Raw genomic sequence first — 12,549 nt, 5'->3', positions numbered from 1 at the left:
TGGTGATTCTAAATTATGAAATACTCCATTTTTGATTCAGCATATTTAAAATCAAATCATCGAAAGTCCAACCTATTTTTCTTGCAGCAATAGCTGTCAAACTATCCTGATCTTGCCTTTGGGGACGAGAGGGACCTGTCATATTAGGTTTCATATTTAAATCAAATAAAAGAAAGTCCCCGTTGGAATTTGCCCTGCAATCAATACGTATAGGTGCTTTTGCACAGACGATACCTGCTGCTTTTTCACATTCTAAGATTGCTTTTTGAATCGTTGTCGTATTTATTTCTATGTCAGTCAAAACAGCACTGTTATTAATTACTGCTACAGTTCCGTTGTATGGGGCAATCCCATTTTGGTGATTGAATCTTTTCACTGGCGGAAGAGACCAGTGCCTATCTTTTATTATAGTTTTATTATTGATTAAATATTCTCCAGGTGGCATAACTGTAATAGTGATTTCTTCACCTTGAAGAAACTCTTCTAAATATAAAGCATTACCATACTGATGAGTATCAAACATATTTTTGATAACTAAGCTTAATGAAGGTTCATCATTCACGCGAGAAACTCCCTGGCTTCCTCTTCCGCGGATAGGTTTTGTAACTACAGGGAAAGGAAAGGCTAAAGCAAAATCATTATAATTGTCTTGCGTAATCAGTATAGATTTTGGAATTGCTATTTGATGTTCTCTTAGTAAGATATTGGTTTGCCATTTGTCATCAAATTTCTCTGCATCTGCAGGTATTTGTCCAACAACCGAAATACCTTCAGAAATAAACTTTTCGATTGGATGATGTGTAAAGAGGACTGTATTCAACCACAATATATTAGCTCCTTTTTCTATCGCTTTCTCAATACCTTCTTTAGTATCGGGGAAAACCCAGTCAAGATCATTTTCTACCTTTGGATTCTCAACAGACGTGATGACATTAATGCCCGAATTACGCAAAGAGTATGCAATATCGGCTCCGCTGTCAGAATATCCGCTTGGTTTCATAGGTTTTTTAATACCATCTATCACAGGTGGATCCTGTGCCTGGTATAAGATTGCAACATTTTTACTCATCTTGGTTATTTATAGTGTATAAATACTGATACAAATTTATTAACTCTAACAGTACTAATGGATGAGTTATTTAAAATTTAAGACATTTTTAAGTTGTCAAAATGGATAATTAAAGTTTTAAATAAATTTATGCTGGAAAAGCTGCCAGACAGCTTAACTTTTAATAGACCGTCCAACATTCCGAACGGTACTTTATTTTCATCGACATCATAAGTGATACCGGGTAAGAATGCCCGATCAAAAAAGCCTTTGAATTTTGCTGGTAACCCTACCAAGAATCGAACTTGGATCTAAAGTTTAGGAAACTTTTGTTCTATCCATTGAACTATAAGGCCTTTTGAAAAATAAAAATACAAATTATTCTTGTATGTATTTTAAATCAATACGTTAGTTTTCCATCATACATTATACAAATGTTTGTATGTGTTTTTTTAAGATTTTGAGATTGAATAGGTGGGTGGCTTTTGGTATTTGGAATCTCTAGAATAAAAGAATCTGCCCTTTAGAGGCAGATTCAGTAGATAAGACATCTCATTTTTTTAATTAGACAACAATAAAAAAGCACAGCCGACAATGCTGTGCTTAAATTTTTATTTCAAATTTAATTGCAATTTCAAGAGTAGTAAGAAAAGCAAATAAAGTTTCCACTTCGATGTTTATTACATAGTAAATGTAGTAATATTTTTAATACGAAATGTGAATTTAATGTTAAAATTCACAAGTTATCCACAATTTGTTGTGGATAAGTCTGGGATTGTTCTCTCATTATTCTTTCAGAAGAAAAGAAATCTCTACAATTACTGTTCATTCAGGTATTTCATCACAAAATCATTCAATATTTTCTTCTCTTCATCACTGCCTTTATTATCCATATGACTATGATTGATAGTGGTTGGCTGTATCGTCATGTGATATTTTTTCTGTTCTTCTTCTGTAGGTAAAACCCCTTCATCAGCAGGATAATCATTGGAACGTAACGAATAGATTTTAGGTATACTTGTCCTCGGAAGGAACATCCTCCGGTTATCCATCGCAATGATTTTATAAACCAGATTAGGGTGCTGATTTCCAAATAAAGCCACCATATCGCCACCATTGGAATGCCCAATTAAAGTCAGGTGCTTATAATCCAGATTCGGTTTTGTTTTTTTAAGCTCATTCAATACATATAATATATTGTCGGACCCATTTTGCCAGAAAGGTCTTCTTACCATTTGGAGGTTGCCTTCCACAGGCAGGGGAGCGTCTGTGGTCTGCTCATGCTGAATACTCACTGTGAAATACCCTTTTGAAGCCAGCTTTTCCGTTAAATAAGAATACACAAAATAATCTCCACCTTTATTGAAGCCATACCCATGATTAAAGATAATCACTTGCTGATTCTGAATTTTCTTATTGGTTTTAGGCAGATAATATGCCACCGGAATCTTACGGTTTCTGCTTGGGTCAAGTAAAGTTAATGTATCCCGATTCACTTCATATTCATTATTTGAAGTTATATTTTTCTTTACAGAGCAGTTGAGAAGGAATAAAAGAGAGGATAAGGGAATGAAGCTTTTGATATATTTCATCTTAAAACAGGCTATATAGTTTCTATAGATTTTGATTAAAAAAAAGCAGTGGTTTTCTTTTTTCTAAGATAAAACTTTTCATCTATAATGATCGTATTCATTTTGAAATACACAGAAATGTCAGGTAATTCTGGCTTTTGATGCTATAAGTAGAAAGAATTTATTTGCCAAAAGATCGTCACGAATTCATGAATATTCTTATTTATTATACATAAAACTTATCTGCCTGTATGATTTAAAAAATAATTTAATTTATAGTATAAATAGGGCTTTTATACAAGCCCATAATATAAAAGCCGCTAAAAATATTCGTGCATTCGTTACAAATAAAGAATACATTTAATTCCCGAGCCTTAAAATCAAAACAGAGAGCTCAACGGCTCTCTGTCTGTATTTATTGTTCAAGTTTTTCCTTGATGTATTTTGCAGTATAAGATTTTTTATTTTTCGTCAGATCTTCAGGAGTTCCGGCAAAAACAACCTCACCACCATATTTTCCGGCTTCCGGACCAATATCAATGATATAGTCTGCACATTTGATAATATCCGGCTGGTGTTCAATAACAATCACCGAATGTCCAAGGTCTATCAGTGCCTGTAATGATTTCAACAGCTTTTGAATATCGTGGAAATGGAGACCTGTAGAAGGTTCATCGAAGATAAATAATGTTTTATCTGTAGTAACCCCTTTTACAAGGAATGAAGCCAGTTTCACACGCTGTGCCTCACCACCGGAAAGGGTAGAAGAGCTTTGTCCTAACTGTAAGTAGCCCAATCCGACTTCCTGTAAAGGTCTCAGTTTGGTAACGATCTTTTCTTCATTATTATCTTTAAAGAATTCCAACGCTTCATCTACAGTCATGTGAAGAATGTCTGAGATACTTTTTTCATCAAACTTTACTTCAAGAATTTCACTTTTGAATCGGGTTCCTTTACAAACTTCACATTCAAGTTCAATATCAGCCATAAACTGCATGGAAACATTGATCACTCCTTCACCCTTACATTCATCACATCTTCCGCCATCTACGTTGAAAGAGAAGTGTTTCGGTTTGTAGCCCATCATTTTAGCCACTTTCTGCTTGGCAAAAAGATCACGGATGTCATCATAAGCTTTCAGATAGGTTACAGGGTTTGAACGTGACGATTTTCCTATTGGATTTTGATCAATCAGTTCAATATTTTTAATAAGTTTCTTCGGGAATTCTACAGAATCATAATCTCCTTTTTTACCACCCATTCCCAGCTGGATCTGAATGTCATTGGTAAGGATTTCCTTCATCAGAGTTGACTTTCCACTTCCTGAAACTCCTGAAATAACAACCAGACTTTCCAAAGGAAGATCTACATCAATGTTTTTAAGGTTATTTTGGCGTGCTCCTTTAATGTGAATCCATTCTTTTGCTTTTCTACGTTTCTTCGGAACTTCTATTTCCAGTCTTCCTGTAAGGTATTCTGAAGTAAGGGTATTGGCTTTTTTAAGATCTTTATAATCTCCTGCAAATACAAGTTCTCCTCCCAGATAACCTGCTTCCGGGCCGATATCAATAATATAATCTGCAGCACGCATGACATCTTCATCATGTTCCACCACAATGACAGTATTTCCCAGGTCACGAAGATTTTTTAATACTCCGATGAGGTTTTCCGTATCCTTGGAATGCAATCCAATGGAAGGCTCATCTAATATATAAATGGAACCTACCAAAGAACTTCCCAGACTGGTGGCCAGGTTAATCCTCTGACTTTCCCCTCCGGAAAGGGTATTGGAGGTTCTGTTTAATGTTAAATATCCTAAACCTACTTTTAATAAAAACTCCAGGCGGGTTGTAATTTCGTACAATAGTCTCTTGGCAACTTCCTTATCGTGATCAGACAGTTGTAAACTGTTGATTAGTGGTGACAGTTCATCTAAAGGAAGTTCAATCATGGACTGAATATTATATCCGTCTACTTTTACCCAGCCTGTTTCTTCACGCAGTCTCAGTCCTTCACACGTTGGACAAAGCGTTTTTCCTCTGTAACGGGAAAGCATCACCCTGTACTGAATTTTATAAAGATTTTCTTCAAGCATTTTGAAGAAATTGTTGAGACATGGGAAATTACTTTTACCATCACCTTTCCAAAGGAAATTTTTCTGTTCTTTGGTCAATTGATGGTAAGGCTTATGAATAGGGAAGTCCCCGGCCTTTTTGATAAAATCTTTTTTCCATTCGCTCATGGTTTCTCCCCTCCAGCAGACGACAGCGTCTTCGTAGATGGATAATGTTTTATTAGGAACCACAAGATCTTCATCTATTCCGATTACTTTTCCGTAACCTTCGCAGGCAGGGCAAGCTCCATACGGATTATTGAAACTGAAAAAATGGACATTCGGTTCAAGGAATTCCATACCGTCCAATTCAAATTTATTGGAAAATTCTTTTACCTTTTCGGTATCTGTATTTTTTAGAGAACAGTAGCCGCGGCCTTCATAAAATGCCATCTGAATAGAATCTGCCAGTCGCTGTAAAAAGCTCTCATCTTCCTCGTATGAAAAACGGTCGATCACAAGATTGATCTTCATGCCTTTTTCCGGAGCAAATCCAAAACTTTCAAGATCTTCAATTCCAGCTACATTTCCATTGATCTCAAGTCTTGTAAAACCTGCCAGTTTTAAAATATTTAAGGTTTCCTTAAAATTGTCAGCATCATATTCCAGAGGAGCGGTCAATAAAAAGGAAGTATCTTTTTTAGAGGCTTTAATAAAATCAACCACATCGGAAACTGAATCTTTTTTTACTTCTTCTCCGGAAACAGGAGAAAATGTTTTCCCGATCCTTGCAAATAAAAGCTTCATATAATCATAGATCTCCGTAGAGGTTCCTACGGTAGAACGTGGATTGGATGAAATTACTTTCTGTTGGATGGCAATAGATGGTGCAAGCCCTTTAATATCATCCACTTTAGGCTTTTCTAATTTTCCCAGGAACTGGCGGGCATAAGAGCTCAAACTTTCTACATATCTTCTTTGTCCTTCTGCATAGATGGTATCAAAAGCCAGGGATGACTTTCCACTTCCTGATACTCCTGTAATAACAATCAATTTATTTTTTGGGATCAGGACATCTATATGTTTCAGATTGTTAAGATGAGCATTCTTAACGAAAATCTGTTTTTTAATATCTATTTCTGTAGTATCAGCCATATTTTGTTTATTCATAAAAGCAACTGTACAGCGTTGTAAGCAGCCAGTCTAATGGTGTTTCCGGAACATTCCGGATGTCATCAATTGAACTTTCAAATTTGTTTTCTGATTCATCAGCCAGAGGCAAGGCATTAGAAATGCTGCTCAAAATGCAGTTGAAAAAGAAGACTTCTGTCGAAAAATTAAGACCCACAAAATTACGAAATTTTTAGCGAAAATTATAAGCTTTTCCTATGACTAAAATTGTATATAAAAAAACAAAAATTGGTGTTTTGATACCACAATATTGTACTCCAAAAAAGAATATTTAAGAAGTTTTTTGTGGAATTATTCTGTATTTACCTTTTATTTTTATTGAATTTCAAACAGTTTCACCTGCTTTAATATGTTTTTTTATTCAGGTATTGTTTTATGTTTTAAAATTATTTAAAATTGTATTCATAAATATGTAATATAGAAATGAGAAAATTATTCAGAGATCTAGTTACACATTTAATGAGAAAAAGATAGAATTACCCCTCACAAAAAACATAGACGCAGCATTCAGCCGCGTCTTTTTTATGACAAGTATCATTTGCCTGTCTTCATGAACTCCCTTACTTTTGATCCTTGTTAAAAGAAACTACGGAAACGATTATGATCAAAAAGATAGGAAGTGTTTTTTTTCTGGGATTTCTGCTTTGGGCACAGGCACAGGAAAAGACTACAGATATTGAAAACATAGAATTTCAGGGGAAATTTATCTCCACACCTTATAAAAGTGCTAACCAGAATATCACTGTTATTACAAAAGAAGATATTGCCAATGCTCCATCTAAAAGTATTGATGAAATTCTTCAGCAGGTTCCGGGTATGGATATCAGAAGGAGAGGATCCAATGGAGTTCAGAGTGATATCAGTTTCCGTGGAAGTTCCTTTGAACAGGTTCTGTTATTATTGAACGGAGTAAGAATCAATGATTCTCAAACAGGTCACAATTCCATGAACATTCCGGTAGATCTGGAAGATGTGGAAAAAATTGAGATTATAAAAGGTCCTGCAGCAAGACGTTTTGGGCAAAATGCTTATGCAGGCGTCATTAATGTGATTACTAAGCCCGGAATAGGGAAGAAGGTTAAAATAAGTGCTGAAGGCGGTGATTATGGTTCCTATGGTTTAGGCTTTAATGCTCAGCTGGGAAATGAGAAATTTGCGAATACCCTTCAGGCCAATACTTCAGGATCAGAAGGGTATATGTATAATACCGATTACGAGATCAGAAACGTATTCTATCAGGGAAAACTGAATATTAAAAACGGAGATCTGAGACTTCAGGCCGGTTTTTCAGAAAAAAAATTCGGTGCTAATGGATTTTATGCTTCCAAAAATGCTGTAGACCAGTATGAAGAAATGCAGGCTTCTATTGTGAGTATTGCTCATCAGCAGACATTCGGAAAGCTAAAGATTAATTCTAACATATACTGGAGAAGAGGGCAGGACATGTATCTTTATACCAGACAGAATCCTAAGGGTTATAGGAATATGCATATAGGAAATAATGTGGGTGGTGAAGTGAATTCCAGTTATCAGTGGGGATTGGGAACTACCGGAGTAGGTGTAGAACTGAGAAAGGAATTTTTGGTGAGCAGCAATTTAGGAAATCCGAACCGTTTTGTTTCCCAGGTTTTCTTTGAACACCATTTTTCTTTATTAGATAAAAAACTGAACATTACCCCAGGAATCTCGTGGGCTAATTATTCTAAGGAAGGAAATTTCTTTTATCCGGGACTGGATGTAGGTTATAATTTCAATCCTAACAATAAAATATACGGAAATATTGCAAAAGTACACCGTATACCTACTTTTACAGATCTTTATTATGTAAGTCCACAGGAGCGCGGAAACCCGAATCTGCTGCCTGAAAATGGCGTTTCATCCGAGGTGGGATACCAATATCAGGATCAAAAGATTTTAGCTAAAATCAGTGGGTTTTTGAGAGATTCAAAGAATTCTATTGATTGGGTTAAAAAAGATATCAATGATAAGACATGGGCTGCCGAAAATGTGGGGAACATTAAAATCAAAGGAATAGAAGCAGAAGTAAACTACAAAATGAACAATTGGCTGAAGCTGATGGCAGGGTATACCTATATTGATGGTAAGTTTCAGAAATCCAATGAATTTGTTTCAAAATATATTATGGATAATCTGAGACACCAGTTCATCGGTAAAATGGAAACAAAATTCCTTGGTTCTTTCACGAATGAGGTTGTTTATCGATACAATCAGAGACAGAGTTTAGGCAGCTATCAGCTTGTGGATGATAAATTAAGCTTTAGCAGAAAAGACTATTCTGTTTATGTTCTGGTAAATAATATTACCAATACGAAATATACGGAAGCTTTTGGAGTGGAAATGCCACAAAGATGGTTCCATATTGGTTTTTCATATACAATTAATATGAAGTAAGTGTTAATTCAATATTAATGAAAGTTAATATTAATAAATTGTTAAAAAAATTACATTTGCAAAAATTTTTTATGAAACGTTTTTTAGGTTTAGGTCTACTTCTTAGTCTTTCTTTCTTTAAAGCTCAGGAACATATTTCCAGCTTCAATGCAGTGACTTTAACCTATAAGTTTCATCCCAAGTTTTTCTTATATGGAGAAGGCCAATTGCGAGGTAACGAGGAATATTCGTATCCGGATTATTATGAAATAAAAGGAGGGGTAGGATATAATCTTACCAAGAATCACAAACCATTTGTGGGACTTGGAAGATATGTTAACTATAAAGATCATAAATTAAGCAGGGAAGAATTCAGGGTATGGCTTCAGGATGTCATTGACATTAAAAAAGGCATCGTGAAATTTGAAAACCGTTTCCGTGTGGAAAAAAGCTGGTTTTATGAGCCTCAAAGCGATAATACTTCTCAAAGGATGCGTTACCGTTACCGTCTGAATGTAAGCGTACCTTTAAATTCCAAAACTATAGAGAAAGGAACTGTTTTTGCCAATGCTTATGATGAGATTTTCTTCGTAACCCCGATGAAGCCTACTTTTGCCAGAAACAGAGTCTATGGTGGTTTCGGCTATCAGATCGATGATTATTTTGGAATAGCAACCGGATATCTTTGGCAACGTGAATTTGAAGCAAAAGGAAATAAAAATTTACATTTTATTTATCTGGCTCTGAATATCAACATTGATGATACCGGTCATCATGTAAAAACGTATGATTTCCCAGGTGCAGATTAATACTTCTCCACCAGATAACGATAAGCTTTAAGATATTTATTAAACCTTTTAATGTCCTTAGGAGTAAGCTCTCGGTTTACTCTTCTAAGGTCCATATTATCACGCAGATCGTTTATCTTTACGGCAACAGAAAGCAGAGATCTTTCTGTTCGTTTAATGAAATCATCATAATCTTCTTCCGGATCAAACTTGGTAAGGCAGCTGATTGCAAAGATCATGTATTCCGGAAATCCTTCGCTTCTTAAATAATCCAGACTGAATTCCACCGGATGATCTTCTACAACATCATGTAATACCCCAACAATTTTTTCATCGATTGTTTTACCGTATTCCATTACACGCATTACATGTCCTATATAAGGAGCATGGTATTTGTCCGTTTGTCCTTTATGAGCCTTATCGGCAATCTTTATTGCTTTATTTAGTAATTCTTCTTTTGTCATCTTTTCTATGAAAATAGAGTACAAAAATAAAAAATGCCTTAAAAAAATAAGACATTTTTATTGAGATTATTTAAGATTATTCTACAAATCTGTTTGATCCTCCACAGAAGCGCTGGGAGCATTGTTTTTTACAGATTCTATCCCGTTTTCCATGCCGTTATCCGTTTCATACATCTGGCTTGTTCCAATGATCTGCCCATTTCCAGCCTTAAGATTAAAGTAACATCTTCCATCTCTGGCGGTATTCCTTTCATATTTGGCATCTTCCTGTGAATTGGTTTTTACAGAATTGATTCCGTTTTCGCAGGATGGTTTTGTACCGTATCCCTGACTTGTTAAGATGACCTGACCGTTTCCGGCCTTAAGGTTGAATTGAAAATCGCCATTGGCTCTTTTAGAAATAATAAATTTTCCCATAGGTTTGTATTTTGAATTAATGGTGTTTAGTTATAATAAAATTAGGAAAAAAATATTAAATCATCTGTTATTCAGTCTGTAATTGATTTATTAAAACTGTACTTTTTTATAAATATTTATAAAACATTTTTTCTGATAAAAAGAATGGAGTAATTACATATCAGATTTTAATGAATATTTAATCTTGAAATAGAAATGATTTTTCTGTCCGGAGCCAGTCTAAATTCAAAATAATCATCTTCATTATTTTTTAAATCTTCAAAAAACATATCCTTCGATTGTAATTTGTCTGTAAAATATTTGAAATTTGTTGATAGTTGCAGCTCTTTATTTACTGATGATACACATTGAATGCTATACATGGCTTCACAATGTTCATTATTACCACTGATATCACTTACTGATGCTGTTCCGATAAGTATAGATGCACACCGGAACTCCAATAGACTGTTTTCAGCATCTTTTTTTATATGTATATTGGTTGCATATACAATGGTTTCGTTGTTATTTATCTTTTCACAGGCGCATATCCCTGTCTGAGGATTCGATTTATTGATGCTTTTTGATTCCTTACAGTTACAGGCTGAAATTAGGAGAGCGGCGATGAGAAGAGTTGTTTTCATAATTAATGACTGTGGATAAAAACCTGGTTATAGGAAAACTATATTTAAATATACATAGAATAAATCATTTTGAAGGTTAAAGAACAATCGTTAAAATATGAATGTGAGTGATGGTCTATAAGCATTATGTAATCGAATTTTAAACGAAAAAACGCCCCAAAAATGGGACGTTTTGAAATCAAATTTATGTTATAAAGACTAATAAGCTCCTTTATCAATATAGTGAGCAGCCACTTTTTCAGTTAGTGCTACTACATTTGGATTGTTAGTGTATTTTGTAAATCTTCTTAATCCGGAAAGCATCATTCTCTGTTCATCTCCTTCAGCGAAAGAAATAATTCCTTCTTTAGCTGCTACGGTGATTTTCTCAACAGCTTTGTAAAGGTTCAATTGAGCCATAGCTGCTTCTACAGAATCAGGAGAGAAGTGTTTCTCAGCTCTTAATACTGTAGATTCTGCCATATAGATCTGGTTTAGGATTTCAGAAGCATTCAACAATAAGTGCTGCTGTTTTTCAATATCCATCATATATTTTTGAAGAGCTGCTCCGGAAACCATAAGGAATACTTTCTTAAGGTTAGCGATGATTGCTTTTTCCTCACTCATGAATGCTGAATAATCTGGAACTTCAAATGAAGGAATACCCATCAATTCTTTGCTGATTGCCATTGCAGGGGATAAAAGGTCTAATTCACCTTTCATTGCTCTCTTAATAAGCATTCCTACTGCTAATAATCTGTTGATCTCGTTAGTCCCTTCATAGATTCTTGAAATTCTAGAATCTCTCCATGCAGCTTCCATCGGAGTATCTTCAGAGAATCCCATTCCTCCATACACCTGGATACCTTCATCAGCAGTATGCTGTGCAAGATCAGAAACAAATACTTTAAGGATAGAACATTCTACAGCGAATTCTTCAACACCTTTAAGCTCTGCAGCCTGGTGGTCCATTCCGCCTGCTACCAATTCGTCAATTTTATCCTGAACATTTTTCGCTGCTCTGTAAGAACCGGCTTCACTTACGAAAACTCCGGTTGCCATTTCAGCAATCTTCTTTCTGATTGCTCCAAAAGTGGCGATAGAAACTCCAAACTGCTTTCTTTCGTTAGAATATTGGATAGAGTGGTTTAAGATTCTTCTTTGTGCATCTAAACAAGCTGCTGCTAATTTGATACGGCCTACGTTCAATGCATTTAAAGCGATTTTGAAACCATTGTTTCTTTCTCCTAAAAGATTCTCTACAGGAACTTTCATGTCATTGAAGAAAACCTGACGCGTTGAAGATGCACGAATACCCAATTTGTGCTCTTCTTCACCGAAAGTTAAGCTTTCAGGGTTTTCCAATTCAGAACGGTTGATTACAAAACCGGTGATGTTTTTATCATCATCAATTTTTGCAAATAAAGTGAATGTATCAGCAAAACCTGCATTTGATATCCACATTTTCTGTCCGTTGATGATATAATGTTTTCCATCTTCAGAAAGCTTAGCTCTTGTTTTTCCAGAGTTCGCATCTGAACCTGCATCAGGCTCAGTTAAGCAATAAGCTCCGAATTTTGTTCCTGTTGCTAAGTCCGGAAGATATTTTTTCTTTTGCTCTTCAGTTCCGTAAAGGACGATAGGCAGGGTTCCAATTCCGGTGTGCGCTCCATAAGCTGTTGCCAATGATCCTGTAGTTCCTGAAATGTAATCACAAGCCAGCATCGTTGTTACAAAGCCCATTCCAAGACCTCCGTACTCTTCAGGAACTGCAATTCCCAGCATTCCCATATCACCAAGCTTACGCATTGTTTCTTCAGTAAACGCGTAATCTTTCTTTTCGAAACGCTCTCTTTGAGGCACCACCTCTCTATCTATAAATTCCTTCGCTGAATCACGAAGCATTTTTTGTTCTTCATTCAGTTCTTCAATACTGAAAATTTCGTTTGCAGGAATTTCCTTGATTAGGAATTCACCTCCTTTTAATGTAGCCATATATTATTTTATTTTTTTATTATTTTTTG

At 35.3% G+C, this 12,549-nt stretch carries 10 protein-coding genes and 1 tRNA gene; 2 read left to right on the top strand and 9 right to left on the bottom strand.

The annotated features are described in order from the left end of the window. Window positions 1-13: 13 nt before the first annotated feature. From WH267_RS09550 to WH267_RS09530, 5 genes are all read right to left on the bottom strand, one after another. Window positions 14-1,069 (bottom strand): ATP-grasp domain-containing protein, encoded by a 1,056-nt coding sequence (locus WH267_RS09550; protein ID WP_340007712.1) that lies wholly within the window; start codon window positions 1,067-1,069, stop codon window positions 14-16. 260 nt (window positions 1,070-1,329) lie between these two features. Continuing rightward, window positions 1,330-1,404, bottom strand: a tRNA-Arg gene (locus WH267_RS09545). A 462-nt stretch (window positions 1,405-1,866) separates the two neighbouring features. Then, complete coding sequence (locus tag WH267_RS09540) at window positions 1,867-2,640, bottom strand: alpha/beta hydrolase family protein (RefSeq protein ID WP_340007710.1); 774 nt, start codon at window positions 2,638-2,640, stop codon at window positions 1,867-1,869. Window positions 2,641-3,034: 394 nt separating this feature from the next. Beyond that, entirely contained in the window at window positions 3,035-5,827 is a 2,793-nt protein-coding gene (gene uvrA, locus WH267_RS09535) for an excinuclease ABC subunit UvrA (protein ID WP_340007708.1), read from the bottom strand. Window positions 5,828-5,834: 7 nt separating this feature from the next. Further along, window positions 5,835-5,975 carry a hypothetical protein gene (locus tag WH267_RS09530; RefSeq protein WP_340007707.1) on the bottom strand — a complete coding sequence of 47 codons (141 nt, stop codon included), beginning with the start codon at window positions 5,973-5,975 and terminating at the stop codon, window positions 5,835-5,837. A gap of 488 nt (window positions 5,976-6,463) precedes the next feature. Here WH267_RS09530 and WH267_RS09525 point away from each other — a divergent pair, with 488 nt between their 5' ends. Together WH267_RS09525 and WH267_RS09520 are read left to right on the top strand one after the other, a co-directional pair. Continuing rightward, window positions 6,464-8,275 carry a TonB-dependent receptor plug domain-containing protein gene (locus WH267_RS09525; RefSeq protein ID WP_340007705.1) on the top strand — a complete coding sequence of 604 codons (1,812 nt, stop codon included), beginning with the start codon at window positions 6,464-6,466 and terminating at the stop codon, window positions 8,273-8,275. A gap of 71 nt (window positions 8,276-8,346) precedes the next feature. After that, a complete protein-coding gene (locus WH267_RS09520; protein ID WP_115968804.1) occupies window positions 8,347-9,063 on the top strand; it encodes a DUF2490 domain-containing protein in 717 nt (238 codons plus the stop codon). Here the strand turns inward: WH267_RS09520 and WH267_RS09515 are convergent. From WH267_RS09515 to WH267_RS09500, 4 genes are all read right to left on the bottom strand, one after another. Continuing rightward, on the bottom strand, window positions 9,060-9,506 hold the full coding sequence (locus WH267_RS09515) for a phosphohydrolase (RefSeq protein ID WP_165852161.1): 447 nt from the start codon (window positions 9,504-9,506) through the stop codon (window positions 9,060-9,062). The genes WH267_RS09520 and WH267_RS09515 overlap by 4 nt on opposite strands. A gap of 81 nt (window positions 9,507-9,587) precedes the next feature. After that, window positions 9,588-9,923, bottom strand: a complete 336-nt coding sequence (locus tag WH267_RS09510) for a YegP family protein (protein ID WP_340007701.1) — start codon at window positions 9,921-9,923, stop codon at window positions 9,588-9,590. A gap of 167 nt (window positions 9,924-10,090) precedes the next feature. Continuing rightward, entirely contained in the window at window positions 10,091-10,546 is a 456-nt protein-coding gene (locus tag WH267_RS09505) for a hypothetical protein (protein ID WP_340007699.1), read from the bottom strand. 198 nt (window positions 10,547-10,744) lie between these two features. Next, window positions 10,745-12,520: an acyl-CoA dehydrogenase family protein gene (locus tag WH267_RS09500; protein WP_115968800.1), complete on the bottom strand. Its 1,776-nt coding sequence runs from the start codon at window positions 12,518-12,520 to the stop codon at window positions 10,745-10,747. Window positions 12,521-12,549: the final 29 nt, after the last annotated feature.

This window comes from Chryseobacterium sp. MYb328, assembly GCF_037572595.1.
Taxonomy (GTDB): Bacteria; Bacteroidota; Bacteroidia; order Flavobacteriales; family Weeksellaceae; genus Chryseobacterium; species Chryseobacterium pennae.
This window is presented reverse-complemented; position numbering and strand designations above follow the sequence as displayed.